This is a genomic window from Streptomyces sp. NPDC021096, assembly GCF_040641275.1.
In the GTDB taxonomy this organism is placed as follows: Bacteria; Actinomycetota; Actinomycetes; order Streptomycetales; family Streptomycetaceae; genus Streptomyces.
Map to the genome: position 1 here is coordinate 68,338 of NZ_JBFADG010000011.1, position 22,866 is coordinate 91,203.

Sequence of the window (22,866 nt, forward strand, 5' to 3'; positions counted from 1 at the left end):
CACCGAGGGCCCCGGCACACGCCGGGGCCCTCGGTCGTGCCGCCCGCGAGGACGGGCCGGCTCAGATCAGCCCGTGCTCGTCCAGATAGTCCAGCTGCGCGCGCACCGAGAGCTCGGCCGCGGGCCACAGGCGGGGGTCGACGTCCGCGTAGACGGCCGCCACGACCTCGGACGGCGTGCGGTGACCGTTCTCGACCGCCGTCTCGACCTGGGCCAGACGCTTGGCCCGGTGCGCCAGGTAGTACTCGATCGCGCCCTTCGCGTCGTCCAGTACGGGGCCGTGGCCCGGCAGCAGCGTGTCCACGCCCTCCTCGACCGTGAGCGCCCGCAGCCGGCGCAGCGAGTCGAGGTAGTCGCCGAGCCGCCCGTCGGGGTGGGCGACGATCGTGGTGCCGTGCCCCAGCACCGTGTCACCGGTCAGGAGCGCGCGGTCCGCCGGGAGGTGGAAGCACAGGGAGTCGGCGGTGTGCCCGGGGGTCGCGACGACGTGCAGCTCCAGGCCTCCGGTGGTGACGACGTCGCCCACCCCGAGGCCCTCCCCGCCCAGCCGCAGCGCGGGGTCCAGCGCCCGTACGTGCGTACCCGTCAGCTCGGCGAAGCGGGCCGCGCCGTCGCAGTGGTCGGGGTGGCCGTGGGTGAGGAGGGTCAGGGCGACGCGCTTGCCCGCCGCCTCGGCCGTGGCGAGGACGTTGCCCAGATGGGCCTCGTCCAGCGGGCCGGGGTCGACGACGACAGCGAGGTCGGAGTCCGGCTCGGCCAGGATCCAGGTGTTGGTGCCCTGCAGCGTCATCGCGGACGGGTTGGGCGCGAGGACACAGGTCGCACGGGTGGTCGCGGGGCCGCCGAGGGCGCCTGGGCGCGGCCGTCCGGGCAGGTCGGTTGCGTGCGTCATGCGTCGGCTCCCGCGGGTCCTGTGGTGCTCGGGTTTCCTGGAGTGAGGTGCTGGGCGCTGTCCTGGGCGATGTGCTTGGTGAACTCGTCGTGCCCCGGCCAGCTCAGCACGATTTCTTCCCCGTCAAGCCGCGCCTGCGCCAGTACGGGCGTGAGATCCCGCTCACGCGCGGCCGCGAGAGCCTCGGCGGGCCCGGCGTACGGCAGCAGCGAGCGCAGCGTGGAGATGGTCGGAGGCATCATCAGCAGATCGCCCCGGTCGTAGCCGGCGGCCGCCGCGGCGGGTGCGGTCCACACCGTGCGGTCGGCCTCCGTGGAGGCGTTGCGGGTGCGCTGGCCCTCGGGAAGGGCGGCGACGAAGAACCAGGTGTCGTAGCGGCGGGGCTCGAACTCGGGGGTGATCCAGCGCGCCCAGGGGCCCAGGAGGTCGCTGCGCAGCAGCAGGCCGCGCCGCTCGAGGAAGTCGGCGAAGGACAGCTCGCGGCTGACGAGCGCGGCCCGGTCGGCCTCCCACCGCTCGCCCGTGGTGTCCGCGACGACCGTGTCCGGCGCCGGGCCCGCCAGCAGGACGCCCGACTCCTCGAAGGTCTCGCGGACGGCGGCGCAGACGATGGCCTGGGCGGTGGCGGCGTCCGTCCCCAGCCGCGTCGCCCAGTCCGTACGCGAGGGGCCGGCCCAGGGCACGTCCCGCTCGTCGCGCGGGTCCACCGAGCCGCCCGGATACGCGTACGCGCCTCCGGCGAAGGCCATGGAGGCGCGTCTGCGCAGCATGTGAACGGCGAGCCCGCCCGCCGTGGCGCGCAGCAGCAGGACGGTCGCGGCGCGCCGGGGCGCCACGGGCCGGAGCTCGCCGCGGGCGAGCGCTCTGATCCGGTCCGGCCACTCCGGCGGGTACCACTGGCCGTTCGAAGTCGACATGGCCGGATGCTATGCGCTCACGCGCGGATGTTCGAGAGGACCCGGGGACGGGCCCTCACGACAGGATCGACCGGGAGGCGGTCAGTCCCGGACCTCCACGAGGAACTCGACCTCGACCGGCGCGTCCAGCGGCAGCACGGCCACACCGACGGCCGAACGGGCGTGCACGCCCTTCTCGCCCAGGACCTCGCCCAGCAGCTCGCTCGCGCCGTTGATGACGCCCGGCTGACCGGTGAAGTCCTGCGCGGAGGCCACGAAGCCCACGACCTTCACGACCCGCACGATCTTGTCGAGGTCGCCGATGACGGACTTCACCGCGGCCAGGCCGTTGAGCGCGCAGATGCCCGCCAGCTCCTTGGCCTGCTCAGGGCTGACCTCGGCACCGACCTTGCCGGTGGCCGGAACGGCACCCTTGACCATCGGCAGCTGGCCGGCGGTGTACACGTAGGCACCGCTGCGCACGGCCGGCTGGTACGCGGCCAGCGGCGGCACGACCTCCGGCAGGGTCAGGCCCAGCGAGGCGAGCTTGTCCTCGACGGCGCTCACGGCTTCTCCCGCTTGAGGTACGCCACGAGCTGCGACGGGTCGTTGGGGCCCGGCACGACCTGGACGAGCTCCCAGCCGTCCTCGCCCCAGGTGTCCAGAATCTGCTTGGTCGCGTGCACCAGAAGCGGCACGGTCGCGTATTCCCACTTGGTCATGGGCCCGACTGTAATGCCTCACACCGACAGCCTCGTGCGTAGCCCGCGGGGCGACTGGTTAGGCTCCGAGCCATGAGCAGGCTCCATGTCGTCAGCGGCAAGGGCGGTACCGGCAAGACCACCGTCGCCGCGGCCCTCGCGCTCGCCCTCGCCGCCGAGGGGAAGCGCGCTCTGCTGGTCGAGGTCGAAGGCCGGCAGGGCATCGCGCAGCTCTTCGAGACGGAGGCGTTGCCCTATGAGGAACGGAAGATCGCTGTGGCTCCGGGCGGGGGCGAGGTGTTCGCGCTCGCCATCGACGCCGAGCAGGCGCTTCTCGACTACCTCCACATGTTCTACAAGCTCGGCAGCGCCGGGCGGGCCCTGAAGAAGCTCGGCGCGATCGACTTCGCGACGACCATCGCACCGGGTCTGCGGGACGTCCTGCTGACGGGCAAGGCGTGCGAGGCGGTGCGCAGGAAGGACCGTACGGGTCGCTTCGTCTACGACTACGTCGTCATGGACGCGCCTCCCACCGGGCGGGTCACGCGCTTCCTCAATGTGAACGACGAGGTGGCGGGGCTGGCCCGGATCGGCCCGATCCACAATCAGGCGCAGGCGGTGATGCGGGTGCTCAAGTCGCCGGAGACCGCGGTGCACTTCGTCACGCTGCTGGAGGAGATGCCCGTCCAGGAGACCGCCGACGGCATCGCGGACCTGCGGGCCGCAGGGCTGCCGGTGGGCGGCGTCGTCATCAACATGGTGCGGCCCGCGATACTCGACGAGGCGGCCGTGGAGGCCGCCGCGAACGGCCGGCGCGAGGAGGTGGCGCGCTCGCTCGCGCACGCCCTGGAGCGCACCGGTTCCGGCAGCGCACGGCGCGCGGGGCTTGCGGAGCCGCTCGTCGAACCCCTGCTGCAGGAGGCGCGCGAGCACACCGAGCGGCTCGCGCTCGAGCACCGCGGCCGCGCCGACGTGGCCCGGCTCGGTCTGCCCACGTACGAACTCCGGCTGCTCGGGGACGGCGTCGACCTGGCGGGTCTCTACCGCATGGCGCGCGAACTGCGGAAGCAAGGAGTGGCAGGGTGAGCCTGGATTCGGCGGAACCGCTCGAGATAGACCCCGTCCTGGACGATCCGCGCACCCGCATCGTGGTGTGCTGCGGATCGGGGGGCGTCGGCAAGACCACGACCGCGGCCGCCCTGGGCGTACGGGCCGCCGAGCGCGGCCGCCGGGTCGTCGTCCTGACCATCGACCCCGCCCGCCGCCTCGCCCAGTCGATGGGCATCGACGAGCTCGACAACGTCCCGCGGCGCGTCCACGGCATCGACGACTCGGCCGGCGGCGAACTGCACGCCATGATGCTCGACATGAAGCGCACCTTCGACGAGATCGTCGAGGCGCACGCCGACGGGGACCGCGCCCGCGCGATCCTGGAGAACCCCTTCTACCAGTCCCTGTCGGCCGGCTTCGCGGGCACGCAGGAGTACATGGCCATGGAGAAGCTCGGCCAGCTGCGCGCCGGCGACGACTGGGACCTCATCGTCGTGGACACCCCGCCGAGCCGGTCCGCGCTGGACTTCCTGGACGCGCCGAGCCGGCTGGGCTCCTTCCTCGACGGGAAGTTCATCAAGCTGCTGATGGCACCGGCGAAGATCGGCGGCCGGGCGGGGATGAAGTTCCTGGGCGTTGGCATGTCCGTGATGAGCGGCCCCCTGAACAAACTGATGGGGGCACAGCTCCTGCGGGACGTACAGACGTTCGTCGCCGCGATGGACACCATGTTCGGCGGCTTCCGTACCCGCGCCGATGCGACCTACCGGCTGCTCCAGGCGCCGGGCACGGCCTTCCTCGTCGTCGCGGCGCCCGAGCGGGACGCCCTGCGGGAGGCCGCCTACTTCGTGGAACGGCTGGCAGCGGAGCGGATGCCGCTGGCCGGTCTCGTGCTGAACCGGGTGCACGGCAGCGGGGCGGCGCGGCTCTCCGCGGAGCGGGCTCTGGCCGCCGCCGAGGCCCTCACGAGCGGAACATCCGAATACGCAGAAAATCTTGACGGTGCCGGCATTGTGGATCGTGACAGCGGGCAGGCTGGCTCACGTACCGCTGACGACCCTGGCACCCTCACTCCCACGGACACATCCTCTCCCGAGAGCGGCTTCCCCCAGCCCGCGTCCTCAGGAGCGACGGCCCCGGGCGCCTCGGCGGAACGATCCGTGTCGATGGAAGGACCTTCAGCACGGGTCGGGGAATCCTCTGCACAGCTCGCCGCCGGGCTGCTGCGGCTGCACGCCGAGCGCATGCAGGTGCTCGCCCGCGAGCAGCGCACGCGTGATCGCTTCACCGCTCTGCACCCCGAGGTGCGGGTGGCGGAGGTGGCCGCACTGCCCGGCGATGTGCACGACCTGGCGGGGCTGCGGGCGATCGCCGAGCGCCTCGCCGATCAGTCGGCTCACCGGGACCGGATTTGCCCGGCGGACCGTGCGGCCGTGCCCGCACCCGCGAAGGGCGCCGAGGACGCCTCCGTGGAGACGTGACCGGCCTCGCCGCGGAGAGCCGTGCCGAGCCCCTACGCGGCCCGTAGGCAGGCCCGTGCGCAGCCGCGCAGGCAGAGCGCTACGAGCGGTCGCCGCAGCGGGCCGTGGAGAGCCGTACGGACGGTGCCCGCCGTCAAGGCCCCGCCGTCAAAGCCCCGTCGTCAAAGCCCCGTCGTGGAGGCGGAGCCGGGGCCGGTGGCTAACCCACGGCCGCGTACTCGTCGTACTCGGGGTCGCCCAGCGGCAGGATGCCGGCGCCGCGCTCGTATTCCGTACGAGCCGTCTCCAGGAGCCTGCGCCACGAGGTGACCGTCGGCCTGCGCCGGAGCAGGGCCCGCCGCTCGCGCTCGGTCATTCCGCCCCACACGCCGAACTCGACGCGGTTGTCGAGCGCGTCGGCCAGACACTCGGTCCGTACCGGGCAGCCTGTGCAGACCGCCTTCGCCCTGTTCTGCGCTGCGCCCTGAACGAATAGTTCATCCGGATCGGTAGTGCGGCAGGCGGCCTGCGCACTCCAGTCGGTTACCCAGCCCATGCTGGCGCCGTCCTCTCCCGAATCGAGGCTCCCCCACGGCGGCAGCGGCATATTCACCGTTGCCAGTTGAGGACGTTACGGAAGGCGGGCAGGGGGCAACACCCCCTTCGGGCCCAATCTTGGATGGCCCGAACGGACTATGCGTACGCGGCAGATCACCCAACGGAGTGAGCTGGCGACATTACGGACTTTCTGCCCGCATGGTGGCGATTCGCCCGTGTCGTGACGGGCAGCCGGTGACACAGACGGCAATACGGACACGTCTCATCACTCACAAGAGTGAGGTCAGAGGTGATGCTGAATGGCATCGCTGTGACTGGCGTGAAACAGCGTAGGCGAACACACCTGCGTCTGTCCGCCGAATGAGAACGTAGGCTTCCTCCCATGGCTATGAAGTCCTCGGGCGAGGGTCCCAACGTGACCCGGCAGGCCGCGAAATTCCTCGGCGTCAGCGTGCTCTCCGGAGTCGTCCTGGCGGGTCTGGCCCTACCGGGCATTGGTGCGTTCGGCCTAGTGGCCAAGGGCTCGGTCGAGGGCTTCGACGAGATCCCCGCAAACCTCAAGACACCCCCGCTCAGCCAGCGCACCACCATCCTCGACTCCGAGGGCGGCGAGATCGCGAAGGTCTACTCCCGCGACCGCACCGTGGTGCCGCTGAACGAGATCTCCCCCTACCTGCGCAAGGCGATCGTCGACATCGAGGACTCGCGCTTCTACGAGCACGGCGCGATCGACCTCAAGGGCGTGCTCCGCGCGGTCAACAAGAACGCCCAGTCCGGCGGCGTCTCGGAAGGCGCCTCCACCCTCACGCAGCAGTACGTCAAGAACGTCTTCGTCGAGGAGGCCGGCGACGACCCGGACAAGGTCGCCGAGGCCACGCAGCAGACCCTCGGCCGCAAGGTCAAGGAGCTGAAGTTCGCCATCCAGGTCGAGAAGGAACTCGGCAAGGAGCGGATCCTCAACAACTATCTGAACATCACCTTCTTCGGGCAGCAGGCCTACGGCGTCGAAGCCGCCTCCCAGCGCTACTTCAGCAAGCACGCCAAGGACCTCACCCTCGGCGAGTCCGCCCTGATGGCCGGCCTCGTCCAGTCCCCCAGCCGCTACGACCCGGTCAACGCTCCCAAGGAGGCCACCAAGCGGCGCAACACCGTGCTGCAGCGCATGGCCGAGCTGAAGCACATCACCCCGGCCGAGGCCGCCGCCGAGCAGGCCAAGCCGCTCAAGCTGAACGTCAGCAGGCCCAAGAGCGGCTGCATCACCGCCGTCAACGGCGCCGGCTTCTTCTGCGACTACGTCCGCGAGACCTTCCTCAACGACCCGGTCTTCGGCAAGACGAAGGAAGCCCGGGCCAAGCGGTGGAACGAGGGCGGCATGACCATCCGCACCACCCTCGACCCGCAGACCCAGAAGTCCGTCCAGAAGTCGATCACCGATCACGTCTACCAGAAGGACTCGGTGGCCACCGCCGTGTCGATCGTCCAGCCCGGCAGCGGCAAGGTCCTCGGTATGGGCCAGTCCCGCCCGTACGGCTTCGGCGAGTACCAGACGCAGATCAACCTCTCCGCGGACCACGACATGGGCGGCTCGAACTACGGCTTCCAGGTCGGCTCGACCTTCAAGCCGATCGTCGCCGCCGCGGCCCTCGAAGAGGGCGTCTCGCCGTACAAGTCCTACTCCTCGCCGTTCCGGATGCCCTATCCGGACGAGGTGGAGACCTGCGGCAAGCCCTGGAAGAACAGCGGGGACACGGTCCAGAACGAGAACCGCAGCGAGATCGGCCCGTACGGCATGAAGGAGGCGACCGCGAAGTCGGTCAACACCTACTTCGTCCAGATGATCGAGGACATCGGCGTCTGCCCCGTGACGAAGATGGCGGCCAAGATGGGCATCGAGCCCGCCGGTGGCGGCAAGATCAAGCAGGTGCCGTCGATCGCCCTCGGCACCGAGGGCATGTCCCCGCTCACCATGGCCTCCGCCTACGCCACGTTCGCCAACAAGGGCACGTACTGCACCCCCGTCATCGTCGAGTCGGCCGTCGGGCCCAACGGCGAGAAGCTGCGGGTGCCCAAGACGAAGTGCTCGCGGGCGATGTCCGAGCAGACCGCCGACACCGTCAACGCCCTGCTCCAGGGTGTGGTCGAGGACGGTACGGGCAAGGAGGCCGGGCTCTCCGGCCGCGACAGCGCGGGCAAGACGGGTACGACGGACGAGCGCAAGGCCGCCTGGTTCGTCGGCTACACCCCCAACCTCGCCGGCGCCGTCTGGGTCGGCGGCCCGGGCGCCAAGGGCGTCGAGATGGAGAACATCACCATCGGCGGCGTCTACCACGACAAGGTCTACGGCGCCGACACCCCCGGCCCCATCTGGCGCGACGCCATGTCCGGTGCCCTCGAGGGCCACGACGCGCCGACCTTCGGCGGCTCCCCCATCGCGGACGCCGACAAGGGCTCGGGCAACAAGGGCGACAAGCCCGGCCGCAACCCCCGCAAGCCCGGCACCAACAAGCCCGGCACGAACAAGCCGGGGAACAACAAGCCGGGCAACACCAAGCCCGGCAACAAGCCGGGCGACGCCAAGCCCGACGCCGCGGTGCCCGGCGGCATCATCCCGCCCGGATTCATCGGCGGCGCGGAAGGCGCCCCCGCCGAAGACCAGCAGTAGCCCTCACGGGAGCCCTAGGGCTCCTGGCCCGTACAGAAATCCGCACAGAAAGGGGCGCCCGGACCGTTACGGTCCGGGCGCCCCTTTTACGTACGTACCCGTGCTCAGCCCGCGAGCGCGGCCTTCACCGCGGCGGCCACCCGGCCGCCCTCGGCGCGGCCCGCCACCTTCGGCTTCACGATCTTCATGACGGCGCCCAGGGCCTTCGGGCCCTCCGCACCACCGGCCGTGGCCTCGGCCACAGCCCCGGCGACGATCGCGGAGAGCTCCTCGTCCGACAGCTGCTTCGGCAGGTACTCGGCGAGCACCTCGCCCTCGGCGAGCTCGCGCTGCGCCGACTCGGCCCGGCCGCCCATGTCGAAGGCCTCCGCGGCCTCGCGGCGCTTCTTCGCCTCGCGGGCGATCACCGTCAGCACCTCGTCGTCGGAGAGCTCACGGGCGACCTTGCCGGAGGTCTCCTCGTAGGCGACGGCGGAGAGGGTGAGGCGAAGGGTGGAGGAGCGCAGCTCGTCGCGCGCCTTGATGGCGGCCGTGAGGTCGTCGTGGAGCTTGGACTTCAGCGTGGTCATGCCGCAATCTTCGCATCCCACCCCGGCGCGCGCCCCGGATTAACCGCCGGGCGCCGCCCGGCGACGGCCGCGCGCGGGGCCCGCGAGGCCCCGACGGCGCCCACTCGTCGGTAACTCCCTTGCGTTCCCCGGCCCGTGACAGCGCACCCGTCGCGGTCTGCGACGATGGGCACCATGCGTGCGCGATACGGAGTACCCCTGGGAATCACCGCGGTCGGCGCGGCAGGCCTCGCCTATGCCGCCGGCTTCGAAGTCCGTTCCTTCCGGCTGCGGCGGGTCACCGTGCCCGTGCTGCCGCAGGGCATGCGGCCGCTGCGGGTGCTCCAGGTCTCCGACATCCACATGGTCGGCGGACAGCGCAAGAAGCAGCGCTGGCTCCAGTCGCTCGCCGGGCTGCGCCCCGACTTCGTGATCAACACCGGTGACAACCTCTCCGACCCGGAGGGCGTGCCCGAGACGCTCGACGCGCTGGGCCCGCTGATGCGCTTCCCCGGCGCCTACGTCTTCGGCTCCAACGACTACTACGGCCCCAAGCTGCGCAATCCCGCCCGCTACCTCCTGGAGAAGGCCAGCGGACGGCACGGCCTGAACGGCAACGCCCCGGTCGTCGGCGCGATCCACAACCCGTGGGAGGAGCTGCGCGACGGCTTCGACGCGGCGGGCTGGGTCAACCTCACCAACACGCGCGGCTCGCTCAAGATCGACGGCATGGAGATCGCCCTCACCGGCCTCGACGACCCGCACATCAAGCGTGACCGCTACGAGCAGGTCACCGGCGGCCCGCAGGAGGGCGCCGACTTCTCCCTCGGCGTCGTCCACGCCCCCTACCTGCGGGTGCTCGACGCCTTCACCGCCGACCGCTACCCGCTGATCCTCGCCGGGCACACCCACGGCGGCCAGCTCTGCATCCCCTTCTACGGGGCGCTGGTCACCAACTGCGACATCGACACCCGGCGCGTGAAGGGCCTCTCCACCCACGAGGCCGACGGCCACCGCTCCTACCTCCACGTCTCCGCGGGCTGCGGCACCAACCGCTACACCCCGGTCCGCTTCGCCTGCCCGCCCGAGGCCACCCTGCTCACCCTCGTCGCCCGCGACTGATCCTCCGGCGGCGGCCTGGAGAGGCGCGGACGGGGGCCTGCCCGCCCCTCACCTGCGCCTCCCCGGGAAGCGGATTTCACCTCCCGGCTCCAGTCCGCTAAAGTAGAGCTCGTTGCACCGGGGTGTAGCGCAGCTTGGCAGCGCGCTTCGTTCGGGACGAAGAGGTCGTGGGTTCAAATCCCGCCACCCCGACTTGGTTGCACAAGGTCGAGGCCTGATTCTCATCGAGAATCAGGCCTCGACTCGTTTCCGGGCGCAACCGGAGCCCGCGGGGAGTGGATCACGGAAAACCGGGCCCCGCAGCCCCTCGGGTGATGTAGGACACACCGGCCGGAGAACGGGGGCCGGGCCCCCGTTCTCCGGCCGGTGCGGGCACCTCACACGAGGAGGCACTCCGTGTCCTCGGCCTCCGTCAGGTGCCGGGTGGCTTCGGTGGTGATCAGTAGCTGCGGGCGGGCGTCGGCGAGCATGTAGGCGACGCGGTCGGAGGGGTAGTCGGGGTCGATCGGCAGGTAGGCCGCGCCGGTCTTGAGTACCGCGAGCATGGACGTCACCATCTCCACGGAGCGGGGGACGGCCAGCGCCACGATCCCTTCGGGGCCGATGCCCCGGGCGCGCAGTGTGTGGGCCAGCGCGTCCGCCTTCTCGTTCAGCTCGGCGTACGAGATCTCCTCGTCCTCGAAGACCACCGCGGTGGACCCGGGTGAACGTTTCGCCTGTGCCTCGAACAGCTCGGCGACTCCGGCGGCGGGCACCGGGCGGGCGGTGTCGTTCCAGCCCTCCAGGGCCCGGTGCCGCTCCTCGGGGGTGAGGACGGTGACGTCGTGGGTGAGCAGCTGCGGGGTGGCCTCGGCGAAGGCGGTGAAGAGCCGGACGCAGCGCTGGACGAGGAGGTCGACGTCGGGTTCGGTGAAGAGGTCGGGGCGGTAGCCGAAGTCCAGCGTCAGCTCGTCGCCGGGGAGGATCATCAGGGCGAGCGGATAGTGGACGTCGTTGTGGGAGTGCAGACCGGCGACGCGCAGTCCGTGCGCCTCCGAGAGGCCGTCCGCGTCCAGGGGGTAGTTCTCGAAGACGGTCAGGGTGTCGAAGAGTTCGCCGCCGACATCGGTCAGCCGCTGGATGTCGGCCATGCCCAGGTGCTGGTGCGGGGCGAGTTCGGCCTGCTCCCGCTGCAGCCGGGCCGCAAGGCCCAGCAGCGGCTCGGAGGGCTCCAGCCGTACGCGTACGGGCACGGTGTTGATGAAGAGGCCCACCATGGACTCGATGCCGGGGACCTCCGGAGGCCGGCCCGCCACCGTGGTGCCGAAGACCACGTCCTCCCGGCCCGTGAGCCGTGCCAGCAGCAGGCCCCACGTCGTCTGCACCGCGGTGCTCAGCGTCAGCCCATGGCCGCGCGCCTGCCGGGTCAGGGCCTCGGTCAGTTCCCGTGACAGGCGCACGACGCGGTGCCGGGGGGTGACCGACCGGTGGCTGTCGGCCTGGGGGGCCATACGCGTCGGTTCCTCCAGGCCCGACAGGGCCGCCCGCCACGCCTCCTTCGCCGCGTCGTCGTCCTGCGCGGCGAGCCACCGGAAGTAGTTCTCGTAGGGAACGGGCGGCGGCAGGACGCGCGCGTCGCCTCGGCTGCCGTAGAGCGTGAAGAGCTCCTGCATCACCAGCGGCATCGACCAGCCGTCCAGCAACAGATGGTGGGTGGTGAACAGGAAACGGTGCCGCTCCGCACCCAGCCGCAGCAGGGTGAAGCGCAGGAGCGGTGCCGCCGCCAGGTCGAAGCGGCGGGAGCGGTCCTCGAGAGCGATCTCGTCCGCTTCCGCCTCGCCGGCGACCTCCGCGAAGGTCCAGGGCAGGGGGACGTGGGACTGGACGACCTGGACGCTGTCGCCCTGGGCGCGGCGGCGCACGCTGATGCGCAGGTTGCCGTGGCGCTGCAGGAGCGCTTCGGCGGCCAGCCGCAGCGCCTCGGCGTCCAGCGCGCCGTCGAGGTCGATGCCCAGCTGCACGTTGTACACGTCCGGGGACTGCTCGTCGTAGGCCGCGTGGAACACCAGCCCTTCCTGCAGCGCCGTCAACGGCAGGACGTTCTCGATCCTGGGCTTGTTCCGTACCGTCTTCCGCACCGTCAGATCTCCCACTCTTCGTCGAGCTCCTCTTGGAACTGGTCTATGTCGTCTTGGGTGAGGGCCACGAAGGGCAGGTCGGAGGGGGTGTGGCCGCCGGTGTCGGGGTTCTGCGCGTGGGTGGCCAGCGCCTCGAGGGCCCTGAACCACGTATCGGCCAGGTCCTGGACCTCCTCCTCGGTGAAGATCCCGTCCGCCCAGGACCAGTGCGCGACCAGCCGCGGCCCCTGCGGACCGTCCTCCGTCAACGCGTTCAGCTCCAGCGAATGAGCCAACGGCAGACCCGGATCCGCACCGCCCGAGAAACCACCGAACTCAAGGTCCGGCTCCCAGTCCCCCGCACCACCCGACGCCGCGAACCGGCCCAGGTAGTTGAACCCGATCTGCGGGCGGTCGGCCCGGGCGAGTGCCGGGGCCGTGGCCGGGTTGAGGTAGCGCAGCAGGCCGTAGCCGATGCCGTGGTCGGGGATGGCCCGCACCTGCTCCTTCACCTGCTTCAGCGCCGCCCCGACGACGGGGCCCGCGGCCCAGACCTCGTCCCAGTCCCAGACCCCGGGCTCGATCCGGACGGGGAAGAGGCTGGTGAACCAGCCGACGGTGCGGGACAGGTCCGTGCCCGGCACGATCTCCTCGCGGCCGTGGCCCTCCACGTCGAGGACGACCGAACCACCCTGCAGACCCCTGCGCCGCCGCCAGTCCTCCACGGCCAGCCCCATCGCGGTCAGCAACACGTCGTTGACCTCGGCGTGGAAGACCTTGGTCACCCCCGTCAGCACCTCAGCCGTCCACGCACCCGACAACGCCGACGACAACGTGCGGCGCCGCGCGAACACGTCCCGCTCCGGGTCCAGCGCCCGCCGTCCCAGCAGCGGATCCGGGCCCTCGAGCATCGAGGACCACAGGCTCAGCTCGCCCGCCCGCTGGGGGCTCCGGGCGAGTTCCCCGAGCCGCAGGGCCCACTGGCGCAGTGAGGTGCCGACCGGTTCCAGGTCCGGCTGCCGGTCCGCGGCGTGGGCCGCGTACGCCTGGGCGAGGTCCGGCAGCAGGACGCGCCAGGAGACGCCGTCGACGGCCAGGTGGTGGATCACCAGCAGCAGATGACCGGACTCCCGCGGCCCGGCGTCGCACCACACGGCCTGCAGCACGACCCCCGCCCCGGGATCGAGCCGGTCCACCGCACGGGCGGTCTCCTCCTCCAGCACGGCCTTGCGCGCGGCGGGGCCCAGCCCCGCCACGTCCACCCGGCCCAGCAGGTGCCCGGCCGGCACCGTTCCCGGCGCGGTGACCTCGAGCGTCCACTCTCCGTCCGCGCGCAGTCGCATCCGCAGCGCGCCGTGGTGATCGACGACCGACTGCAGCGCGTCGGCGAGCAGGGGTTCGCGCAGGCCGGCCGGGACCCGGGCCACCATCGACTGGTGGAACCCGCGCACCGGCCCGCCCAGGTCCCTCAGGTGGTGCACGATCGGCGTCGGCTCCACGTCGCCCACTCCGTCCTCGGGGCGCTCGGCGGTCGCGAGGGCGGTGGCGTCGGCGACCTCGGCCAGCCCTGCCACGGTCCTGCGGTGGAAGACGTCCTTCGGGGTGATGACCAGGCCCGCCTTGCGGGCCCGGCTGACGAGCTGGATCGAGCTGATGCTGTCGCCGCCGAGGTCGAAGAAGCTGTCGTCGATGCCGACCGCGGGCAGGCCCAGCACCTCGGCGAACAGGCCGCACAGCACCTCTTCGCGAACGGTGCGGGCCGCCCGCCCGGACGTTCCGGCCTGGAAGTCGGGTGCGGGCAGGGCCTTTCTGTCGAGCTTGCCGTTGGCGTTGACGGGGAGGGTGTCCAGGACCACGGTCGCGGCCGGTGCCATGTAGTCGGGCAGCGTGGCGGTGATGTGGCGGGTCAGTTCCTCGTGCGAGGGATGGGTGCCCGCCGCCGTGGTGACGTAGGCGACGAGCTTGTGATCGCCGGCGGGAGTGGTGTGGGTGGTGACGGTGGCGTGGGTGATGTCGGGGTGCCGGGAGAGAACGCTCTCGATCTCCCCGAGCTCGATACGGAACCCACGGATCTTGACCTGGTGGTCGGCCCGGCCCAGGTAGTGCAGCACGCCGCTCTCGTCCCAGCGGGCCAGGTCACCCGTGCGGTACATCCGCGAGCCCGCCGGACCGTGCGGATCGGCCACGAAGTGACGAGCGGTCAGGCCCGGTCGGCCCAGGTAGCCGTCGGCGACCTTGGGCCCGGCAAGGTACAGCTCGCCCGTCACCCCTGCCGGCACCGGCCGCAGCCGCCCGTCGAGCACGTACGCCCGCGTACCGGGCAGGGGCTGCCCGATCGGCGGAGCCAGCACCTCGCCCGGATCGCTCTCGTGCCAGCCGGTGGCGTAGACGGTGGATTCGGTCGGCCCGTACAGGTTCGCCACGCGCACACCCGGCGCGTCCGTCCGCAGCCGGCGCATCAGCTGCTCCGGCAGTGCCTCGCCCGCGAGCACGATCCGCTCGCAGCCCAGCGGAGCGCCGGCCTCCAGCAGTGCGGAGACCACCGACGGCACGCCACTGATCAACGACCCGGACCAGCGCCGCTCGGCCAGCGCCAGCAGGTCGGGCACCACCTCGATGCGGCCACCGGCCAGCAGGGGCGCGAAGATCTCGAACACCGACACGTCGAAGGACAACGACGTCGACGCCAGCACCTTCGACAGACCGCCCCCGGGACCGAAGCGCTCCACCGCCCAGGACAGGAACACCGACATGGACCGGCGGGAGACCACCACGCCCTTCGGCTTCCCCGTCGACCCCGACGTGTAGATCACATACGCCGGCGCGCCGTCGGGCACCGGCTCGCCGGGCGTCAACGAGGCATCGCCCGCCCGTGCCAGCTCGTCCGCGCACCGCGCGTCGTCCAGGACGAGGACCGCGACGCCGGTGCCGGGCAGGGCGCCGGCCACCGCCTCCGTGGTCACCACCAGGCGCGGTGAGGCGTCGGCCAGCATGAACGCGATCCGGTCCGCCGGATACCCCGGGTCGACCGGCACGTAGCCCGCGCCGGCCTTCAGCACCGCAAGCACGGCCACGACCATGTCCGCCGACCGCGGCACCGCCACGGCCACCAGATCGCCACGTCCGACGCCCCGCGAACGCAGGGCCCTCGCCAGGCGGTTGGCCCGGGCGTCCAGCTCCGCGAACGAGAGCTCCGTATCGCCGCACACCACGGCGGTGGCGTCCGGCGAAGCGGCCACCACGCCCTCGAAGCCCTCGACCACACCCGTCACGGGCACCGCCCGCGCGGACGCGTTCCACACCTCGAGCACGCGCTCCCGCTCACCGTCCGAGAGGACGTCGACGTCGTGGGCGAGGAGGTGCGGGGTCGCCTCGGCGAAGGTCCGCAGGAGGTGGAGGAAGCGCTCGATGAGGCGCTCGACGTCGTCCGGGGAGAACAGGTCCGGGCGGTAGCCGAAGTCCAGCGTCAGCTCGTCGCCGGGCAGGGCGATCAGGGCCAGCGGGTAGTGGACGTCGTTGTGGGTCCGCAGACCGGCGACGCGCAGGCCGTGCGCCCCGGAGAGGGCGTCGGGGTCGAGGGGGTAGTTCTCGAAGACGGTGAGGGTGTCGAAGAGTTCGCCGTCGACGTCCGTCAGCCGCTGGATGTCGGCGATGCCCAGGTGCTGATGGGCGGAGAGTTCCGCCTGCTCCTGCTGCAGTCGGGCCGCAAGGCCCAGCAGGGGCTCGGAGGGCTCCAGCCGCACCCGTACCGGCAGGGTGTTGATGAACAGACCGACCATCGTCTCGACGCCCGGGACCTCCGGGGAGCGGCCCGCCACCGTGGTGCCGAAGACCACGTCGTCCCGGCCCGTGAGCCGTGCCAGCAGCAGGCCCCACGTCGCCTGCACGACGGTGTTCAGGGTGAGGCCGTGACGGCGTGCCTGACGTGTGACGGCATCGGTCAGCTCGCGCGGCACGCGCTCGACGCGGTGGTGGGGGGTCACCGAGGCGTGGCCGTCGGCCTGGGGGGCCAGCCGAGTGGGTTCCTCCAGGCCCGACAGGGCCGCCCGCCACGCCTCCTTCGCCGCGTCGTCGTCCTGCGCGGTGAGCCAGCGGAAGTAGTCCTCGTACGGCACCGCCGGTGGCAGGGCCCGGGTGTCGCCGCGGCTGCCGTAGAGCGTGAAGAGCTCCTGCATCACCAGCGGCATGGACCAGCCGTCCAGCAGCAGGTGGTGGGTGGTGAACAAGAAGCGGTGCCGCTCCGCACCGAGCCGCAGCAGGGTGAAGCGCAGGAGCGGCGCCGCCGCCAGGTCGAAGCGGCGGGAGCGGTCCTCGTCGGCGATCCGGTCGGCCTCCGCCTCGTCGGCGACGTCGATCACGGCCCAGGGCAGGGGGACGTGGGACTGGACGACCTGGACCGCGCCCGCCCGGTCGGCCTGCCGGACGCCGGTCCGCAGGTTGCCGTGGCGCTGCAGGAGCGTTTCGGCGGCCAGCCGCAGCGCCTCGGCGTCCAGCGCGCCGTCGAGGTCGATGCCCAGCTGCACGTTGTACACGTCCGGGGACTGCTCGTCGTAGGCCGCGTGGAACACCAGTCCCTGCTGCAACGCCGTCAGCGGCAGCACGTCGACGAGGCCGGGGGTGGCGCCCTCCAGCTGGTCGACCTCTTCCTGGGTCAGGGTCACGAAGGGCAGGTCGGAGGGGGTGTGGCCGCCGGTGTCGGGGTTCTGTGCGTGGGTGGCCAGTACCTCCAGGGCCCTGAACCACGTGTCCGCCAGGTCCTGGATCTCCTCCTCGGTGAAGATCCCGTCCGCCCAGGACCAGTGCGCGACCAGCCGCGGCCCCTGCGGACCGTCCTCCGTCAACGCGTTCAGCTCCAGCGAATGAGCCAACGGCAGACCCGGATCCGCACCGCCCGAGAAACCACCGAACTCAAGGTCCGGCTCCCAGTCCGCCGCACCCGACGCCGCGAACCGGCCCAGGTAGTTGAACCCGATCTGCGGCGTGGGGGACGAAGCGAGCTCCGCCGCCGTGGCCGGGTTGAGGTAGCGCAGCAGGCCGTAGCCGATGCCGTGATCGGGAATGGCCCGTACCTGCTCCTTCACCCGCTTCAGCGCCGCCCCGGCAGCCCGTCCGGCGGCCCAGACCTCGTCCCAGTCGCTCACGCCCGGCTCGACGCGCACCGGGAAGAGGCTGGTGAACCAGCCGACGGTACGGGACAGGTCGGCCCCTTCCACCACGTCCTCGCGGCCGTGGCCCTCCACGTCGAGGACGACCGCACCGCCCCGCAGACCCCGGCGGCGCCGCCAGTCCTCCACGGCCAGCCCCATCGCGGTCAGCAGCACGTCGTTGACCTCGGCGTGGAAGACCTTGGTCACCCCCGTCAGCACCTCAGCCGTCCACGCACCCGACAACGTCGACGACAGCGTGCGGCGACCGGATACGAGATCCCGCTCCGGGTCGAGCGCCCGCCGCCCCAGCAGCGGATCCGGACCTTCGAACATGCGGGACCACAGCGGCAGTTCGGCCACGCGCTCCGGGGCGTGGGCCAGCTCGTGCAGTGACTCGGCCCACTGGAGCACCGAGGTGCCCACGGGCTGGAGTGCGGGGCGCTGTCCGGCGGCGTGGGCCTCGTACGCCTGGGCGAGGTCGGGGACGATGACGCGCCAGGAGACGCCGTCGACGGCGAAGTGGTGGATCACCAGCAGCAGATGACCGGACTCCCGCGGACCGGCGTCGCACCACACGGCCTGCAGCACGACCCCCGCTTCGGGATCGAGCCGGTCCACCGCACGGGCGGTCTCCTCCTCCAGCACGGCCTTGCGTTCGTCGCCGCTCAGTGCGGACACGTCGACGCGGCGCACGAGATTCCGGGCGTCGACCGTTCCCGGTGCGGTGGCCTCGAGCGTCCACTCCCTGCCGTCCCGCAGGCGCAGGCGCAGGGCGTCGTGATGGTCGACGACCGACTGCAGCGCGTCCACGAGCAGGGCTTCGCGCAGGCCGGCCGGGGCACGGAGGGCCATGGACTGGTGGAAGCGCCGCACCGGGCCGTTCAGCCCGTGCAGGTGGTGCACGATCGGTGTCGGCCGCACCTCGCCCACGCCGGACGCGTGGTGCTCGGCCGCGGCCGTGGTGACGGGCTGGGCGACCTCGGCCAGCGCGGTGACGGTCTTGTGGCGGAAGACGTCGCGGGGCGAGATGGCCAGGCCCGCCTTGCGGGCCCGGCTGACGAGCTGGATGGAGCTGATGCTGTCGCCGCCGAGGTCGAAGAAGCTGTCGTCGATGCCGACCGCGGGCAGGCCCAGCACCTCGGCGAACAGGCCGCACAGCACCTCTTCGGGGGCGGTGCGCGGGGCGCGGCCCGTGACCTCGGCCTGGAAGTCGGGTGCGGGCAGGGCCTTCCTGTCCAGCTTGCCGTTCGCGTTCACCGGCAGGGAGTCCAGCACCACGACCGCCGACGGCACCATGTAGTCCGGCAGGACGTCGCGCAGGTGGCTGCGCAGGGCCGCGCCGAGCTCGCCGGCCATGCGGCCGAGGGCGGGGTTGTTGGTGAGCGGCCGGTCGGCGGCCTGTGCGTCCCGGGGCAGGAACACGTCGGTCAGGGCGCCGGTGCCGCCCGGGAGGAAGAGGGCGTCCAGCTCTCCGTCCGCCCCTTCGGACGACCAGGTGACGGCCACCTGGTAGCCGAGCGCTTCGCCCAGGTCGTGGAGCGCGTCGGGGGTCGGGGCCGGGCCGGCGGCGCGGCGCAGTTCGGCCCGGACCTCGGCGAGGGAGCCGCCGGCGAACAGGGCGCGCGCGGCCGCGGCCTCGTGTGCCGTACGGGCGTTGGGCACGCCCGTCACGCGCAGCCGGGCCGGGCGCTCGGCGGCGAGCCGGTCGGCGAGGTCGCGGGCGGTGGTGACGTCCTCGCCCCACTGCCAGTGCGGTGTCCCGGCCGCGGAGACGGGTGCCCGCGCGGGCTGCTTGCGGATGACCACGTCGTAGCGGTACCGGCTCAACTCGTTGTCGTACGGGCCGGACTTGACCCGGATGTCGACGGCGTCGTCCGCCTGGGCGAGGGCGTGGAAGAACGCGGGGTCGACCAGGAGTTCGTTCTCCTGGGTCGCCCGCTGGTCCACCGCCCGGCGGACGGCCGCGGAGTCGGCGTCCGTGCCGCTGCGGGCCAGCTGCACGGCGGTGTCCAGCGCCCGCTTCAGCCGCAGGTTCCGTACGTCGCCGACGAACAGGGCGCCGCCCGGCGCCAGCAGGTCGAGGGCGCCCCGGAGCACGGAGGTGAGGTAGTCGGCGTTGGGGAAGTACTGCACCACGGAGTTGATGACGACGGTGTCGAAGAATCCCGTGGGCAGGTCGTCGAAGTCGTGGGCGGGCCGGGCGCGCAGCTCGACCCGGTCCGCGAGCTCCGGCCGGGCCGCCGTCTGCCGGCGGAGCCTGTCGATGACCGCGGCGGAGAAGTCGGTCGCCCAGTAGGCCTCGGTGGTGCCGGCGAGCCGGGACAGCAGCAGGCCGCTGCCGACGCCGATCTCCAGGATCCGGCGGGGCTCCAGGGCCTGGATGCGCTCCACGGCGTCCGCGCGCCAGTGGCGCATGGCGTCGAGGGGGATCGGCTCGCCGTCGTAGCTGCTGTCCCAGCCGGTGAAGTCCTCGCCGAAGTCGGTCAGCGGCGTGGAGTCGTACATGGTCTGGTAGAGCTGTTCCCACTGCTCGACCTGTTCCCGCCGGCCCCGTTCGAGGCGGTCGGAGAGCGACTGCCAGTCCGGCACCACATAGCCCACCAGGTGCTTTCCACCCGGGCCGTCGTCGCGCGTGATCACTTCGGCTTCGCCCACGTCCGGGTGCCGGCCGAGTGCGGAGGCGACCTCGGCGGGCTCGATGCGCACGCCGCGGATCTTCACCTGGTCGTCGCCGCGGCCCATGTAGACCAGCTGGCCGTCGGTGTTCCAGCGGGCGAGGTCGCCGGTGCGGTACATGCGGGAGCCGGCCGGGCCGTAGGGGCAGGCCACGAAGCGCTCGGCGGTGAGCGGGGCGCGGTCGAGGTAGCCGCGCGCCAGGCCGGTGCCGGCGAGGTAGAGCTCGCCCATCACGCCCACGGGCACCGACTGCAGGGCACGGTTGAGGACGTAGACGCGGGTGTTGGCGATGGGGGCGCCGATCGGCGGGGCGGAGTCCGCCGCGGCGTCGGGCGCACAGGCGAACGCGGTGACGTCGATGGCCGCTTCGGTCGGCCCGTAGAGGTTGTGCAGTTCGCAGGCCAGGACGGTGTGGAAGCGGGCCGCCAGTTCGGCCGGGAGCGCCTCGCCGCTGCAGATCACCCGGCGCAGGGAGCGGCACCGGCCGGCGGAGGGTTCCGCGAGGAAGCCCTTGAGCATGGACGGCACGAAGTGCACGGTGGTGACGTCCTGCCCGGCGATGAGCTCGGCGATGTAGGCGGGGTCCTTGTGCCGCTCCGGCTCGGCGACCACCAGGGCGGCCCCGGTGATGAGCGGCCAGAAGAACTCCCAGCCGGAGACGTCGAAGCCGCACGAGGTCTTCTGCAGGACCCGGTCGGTGGCGTCGAGCCCGTACTGGTCCTGCATCCACAGCAGGCGGTTGACCAGGCCCTCGTGGGTGTTGACAACGCCCTTGGGGGTGCCCGTCGAACCCGAGGTGTAGATGACGTTGGCGGGGTTGCGGGGCAGTACGGGCCGGGCGCCGTCGGCGTACGGGCGGGGGCCGGGTGCCTCGCGCAGGCCGGCCGCCGTCGTGGGGTCGTCGAGCAGCAGCAGCGGCATGCCGTCGGTGCCCGGCAGGTGGCCGACGGTGTCGGCGGTGCTGATCAGCGCCGTCGGCCGGGCGTCGGCGAGCATGGCGGCGATGCGGTCGGCCGGGTAGTCGGGGTCGATCGGCAGATAGGCCGCGCCGGTCTTGAGCACCGCGAGCAGCGAGACGATCAACTCGGCGGAGCGGGGGACGGCGAGGGCCACCAGGCGCTCGGGTCCGGCGCCCAGCCCGCGCAGTACGTGCGCCAGGGCGTCGGCGCGGGCGTCGAGTTCGCCGTACGAGAGCGCTTCGCCCTGGTAGACGACCGCGGGGGCGGCGGGTGTGCGCGCCGCCTGGGCCTCGAAGAGCTCGGGCAGGGTCGCTGCGGGGTACGGGCGTGCGGTGTCGTTCCACTCCGTGAGCAGGCGTCGCCCCTCCTCGGGGGCGAGGACGTCGAAGGCTCCGACGGCCCGGCCGGCGTCCGCGCCGGCGAGGCCGTCGATGATCCGCAGCACGGCCTCCTGGTGAACGGCCAGGTCCGCCGTGGTGTACAGCTCCGCGTTGGCGTCGAGGTCCACGCGCCAGGGCGTGTCCTCGGTTCCGCTGTAGACGATGAACGCCAGGTCCTCGACGGGGCCGTTGGTGAGGTTGTGAACGCTCGCCCGGGAGCCGGCGAAGTCCAGTGCGTAGTCGAAGATCTGCAGGTTCACGTGCGGTCCGACCAGCGGCTCGCCGGCCTCGCTCAGCTTCAGGTCGCGGCGTATGTCCTCGTAGCGGTAGCGCTGGTGGCCGAGGGCGTGCTGCATCGCGGCGGAGGTCCGGGCCAGGAGGCCGGACAGGCTCTCGTCCGGGTCGACCGCCAGGCGCAGCGGCACGACGTTGGAGACCATGCCGGGGGTGCGGCGCACGGCCTTGGAGCGGGCTGTGACGGGCAGGCCCAGGATGACGTCCCGTTCCCCGGTCAGGCGGGCGACGTGGAGCAGCTCGACCACGACGAACAGGGCCGGCAGGGGCACGCCGCAGCTCTGGGCCACGCGCCGCAGGGCGTCGATGCGCTCCGGTTCCAGGTGGGCCGACACCCGGATGCGGCCGGGCGTCCGGCCGGAGCCGGCCTGCCCGAAGGAGACGGGGGCCGGACGGTCCGTCAAAGTGGCGGCCCAGTGGGCGCGGTCGGCGGCGAAGGCGGCGGAGTCGCGGTAGTCGCGGTCGTAGTCCAGCAGGTCTTCGAGACTTCCGTAGGGGGATTCCCCGACGGGGCGGCCCTCGACGAGGGCGGTGTAGATGTCGGCGGCCCGTCGCACGACGACCGAGCCGCTGAAGCCGTCGTACACCGCGTGGTGGGCGCGCAGGTACCAGTAGTGGATCTCGTCGGAGACCTTGAGCAGGGCGAGGGAGAGGGTGCGGCCGTCCTCCAGCGAGAGCGGCCGCTCGAGCTCCTCGTCCATCCACTGCCGTGCCGCCTGCGCCGGACGGGGCCGGTCGGTGAGGTCCAGGTACGGCACCGCGCACGCCCGGTCGGCGCCGAGGATCTGCACGGGGTCGCCGCTGGTCTCGGCGAATCGCACGTGGGAGGCGTCGGCCTCGTCGAAGGCGCGCCGTGCCGCCTGCAGGAACAGGCCGGTGTCCAGCGCGCCCCGGATCTCGACGTACTGGGCGATGCTGTAGTCGAGGCGGCCGGCGGCAAAGCGCTGCGCGAGCCACATCCCGCTCTGAGCCGAGGTCAGGGCGAGCTGCCGGTCCGGAGAAGCGGACATGATCGTTCCTTCGCGGTCGCTGCCGGCGCGCCGGTTCCGTCACGTAGCGGAGCCGAATCGGCGCCGACCATTCAGAATGAATACGTAAGGGATGCGGCGCCCACATCAGTGGCCGCGGAAGGGCAGGAGGAAGCCCGCAGGCAGATTCCCCCTGAATACTGCAAAACGATTACAACCCCCCGGTTCCCCCCGTTGGACGCCCAAGCATGGTCGAGCGTCTGGGCGACAATACACGAACCAACTGCGCGCGCCAGAAGGAATTTTGCCGCCCCCTTTCCCTGTGACGACGATCACCCGCGCCCCGGCCGGCGGCGCACCCGCCGGTCACCGCCCCCTTCCCGCGGCGGCCGCCGACAAGCAGTCGATCACCTCCTTGACAGCCGCAAAATGATCAAGGTAGCGTCCCGGACGTTCC

Annotated in this window: 12 protein-coding genes and 1 tRNA gene; 5 read left to right on the forward strand and 8 right to left on the reverse strand. The window is 72.0% G+C overall.

Translation table 11 applies throughout. The features are described from left to right. Window positions 1-61: 61 nt before the first annotated feature. From AB0G59_RS17145 to AB0G59_RS17160, 4 genes are all read right to left on the reverse strand, one after another. Window positions 62-892, reverse strand: a complete 831-nt coding sequence (locus tag AB0G59_RS17145) for an MBL fold metallo-hydrolase (protein WP_360912336.1) — start codon at window positions 890-892, stop codon at window positions 62-64. Continuing rightward, entirely contained in the window at window positions 889-1,809 is a 921-nt protein-coding gene (locus AB0G59_RS17150) for an NUDIX hydrolase (protein WP_360912338.1), read from the reverse strand. The genes AB0G59_RS17145 and AB0G59_RS17150 overlap by 4 nt, the downstream gene beginning before the upstream one ends. 81 nt (window positions 1,810-1,890) lie before the next feature. After that, window positions 1,891-2,355: a RidA family protein gene (locus tag AB0G59_RS17155; RefSeq protein ID WP_360912340.1), complete on the reverse strand. Its 465-nt coding sequence runs from the start codon at window positions 2,353-2,355 to the stop codon at window positions 1,891-1,893. After that, a complete protein-coding gene (locus tag AB0G59_RS17160) occupies window positions 2,352-2,510 on the reverse strand; it encodes a DUF4177 domain-containing protein (RefSeq protein ID WP_071963877.1) in 159 nt (52 codons plus the stop codon). Before AB0G59_RS17160 ends, AB0G59_RS17155 begins: the two co-directional genes overlap by 4 nt. Window positions 2,511-2,582: 72 nt before the next feature. Here AB0G59_RS17160 and AB0G59_RS17165 point away from each other — a divergent pair, with 72 nt between their 5' ends. Continuing rightward, entirely contained in the window at window positions 2,583-3,575 is a 993-nt protein-coding gene (locus tag AB0G59_RS17165; RefSeq protein ID WP_360912342.1) for an ArsA-related P-loop ATPase, read from the forward strand. Further along, window positions 3,572-5,020 carry an ArsA family ATPase gene (locus AB0G59_RS17170; protein ID WP_360912344.1) on the forward strand — a complete coding sequence of 483 codons (1,449 nt, stop codon included), beginning with the start codon at window positions 3,572-3,574 and terminating at the stop codon, window positions 5,018-5,020. The genes AB0G59_RS17165 and AB0G59_RS17170 overlap by 4 nt, the downstream gene beginning before the upstream one ends. 199 nt (window positions 5,021-5,219) lie before the next feature. Here the strand turns inward: AB0G59_RS17170 and AB0G59_RS17175 are convergent, their stop codons facing one another. Beyond that, the gene (locus tag AB0G59_RS17175) at window positions 5,220-5,555 is read right to left on the reverse strand and encodes a WhiB family transcriptional regulator (protein WP_177338024.1); all 336 of its coding nucleotides are present in this window, start codon (window positions 5,553-5,555) and stop codon (window positions 5,220-5,222) included. Between the two features lie 384 nt (window positions 5,556-5,939). Here AB0G59_RS17175 and AB0G59_RS17180 point away from each other — a divergent pair, with 384 nt between their 5' ends. Next, window positions 5,940-8,219: a transglycosylase domain-containing protein gene (locus tag AB0G59_RS17180; RefSeq protein WP_360912347.1), complete on the forward strand. Its 2,280-nt coding sequence runs from the start codon at window positions 5,940-5,942 to the stop codon at window positions 8,217-8,219. A gap of 104 nt (window positions 8,220-8,323) precedes the next feature. On the opposite strand, the gene AB0G59_RS17185 is transcribed toward AB0G59_RS17180, so the two are convergent. Then, entirely contained in the window at window positions 8,324-8,788 is a 465-nt protein-coding gene (locus AB0G59_RS17185) for a GatB/YqeY domain-containing protein (protein ID WP_360912349.1), read from the reverse strand. A gap of 174 nt (window positions 8,789-8,962) precedes the next feature. Here AB0G59_RS17185 and AB0G59_RS17190 point away from each other — a divergent pair, with 174 nt between their 5' ends. Both AB0G59_RS17190 and AB0G59_RS17195 read left to right on the forward strand, forming a co-directional pair. Then, a complete protein-coding gene (locus tag AB0G59_RS17190; protein ID WP_360912351.1) occupies window positions 8,963-9,889 on the forward strand; it encodes a metallophosphoesterase in 927 nt (308 codons plus the stop codon). A gap of 118 nt (window positions 9,890-10,007) precedes the next feature. Next, a tRNA-Pro gene (locus AB0G59_RS17195) sits at window positions 10,008-10,081 on the forward strand. A gap of 185 nt (window positions 10,082-10,266) precedes the next feature. Here the strand turns inward: AB0G59_RS17195 and AB0G59_RS17200 are convergent. Together AB0G59_RS17200 and AB0G59_RS17205 are read right to left on the reverse strand one after the other, a co-directional pair. Then, window positions 10,267-12,021, reverse strand: coding sequence for a condensation domain-containing protein (locus tag AB0G59_RS17200; RefSeq protein ID WP_360912354.1), 1,755 nt, complete (start codon window positions 12,019-12,021; stop codon window positions 10,267-10,269). Next, complete coding sequence (locus AB0G59_RS17205) at window positions 12,009-22,451, reverse strand: amino acid adenylation domain-containing protein (protein ID WP_360912356.1); 10,443 nt, start codon at window positions 22,449-22,451, stop codon at window positions 12,009-12,011. Before AB0G59_RS17205 ends, AB0G59_RS17200 begins: the two co-directional genes overlap by 13 nt. Window positions 22,452-22,866 lie beyond the last annotated feature (415 nt).

Excerpts from the sequence above, each read along its gene's own strand:
- AB0G59_RS17145 (WP_360912336.1), bottom strand. The coding sequence starts at position 892 with ATGACGCACGCAACCGACCTGCCCGGACGGCCGCGCCCAGGCGCCCTC.
- AB0G59_RS17150 (WP_360912338.1), bottom strand. The coding sequence starts at position 1,809 with ATGTCGACTTCGAACGGCCAGTGGTACCCGCCGGAGTGGCCGGACCGG.
- AB0G59_RS17160 (WP_071963877.1), bottom strand. The coding sequence starts at position 2,510 with ATGACCAAGTGGGAATACGCGACCGTGCCGCTTCTGGTGCACGCGACC.
- AB0G59_RS17165 (WP_360912342.1), top strand. The coding sequence starts at position 2,583 with ATGAGCAGGCTCCATGTCGTCAGCGGCAAGGGCGGTACCGGCAAGACC.
- AB0G59_RS17175 (WP_177338024.1), bottom strand. The coding sequence starts at position 5,555 with ATGGGCTGGGTAACCGACTGGAGTGCGCAGGCCGCCTGCCGCACTACC.
- AB0G59_RS17180 (WP_360912347.1), top strand. The coding sequence starts at position 5,940 with ATGGCTATGAAGTCCTCGGGCGAGGGTCCCAACGTGACCCGGCAGGCC.
- AB0G59_RS17185 (WP_360912349.1), bottom strand. The coding sequence starts at position 8,788 with ATGACCACGCTGAAGTCCAAGCTCCACGACGACCTCACGGCCGCCATC.
- AB0G59_RS17190 (WP_360912351.1), top strand. The coding sequence starts at position 8,963 with ATGCGTGCGCGATACGGAGTACCCCTGGGAATCACCGCGGTCGGCGCG.
- AB0G59_RS17205 (WP_360912356.1), bottom strand. The coding sequence starts at position 22,451 with ATGTCCGCTTCTCCGGACCGGCAGCTCGCCCTGACCTCGGCTCAGAGC.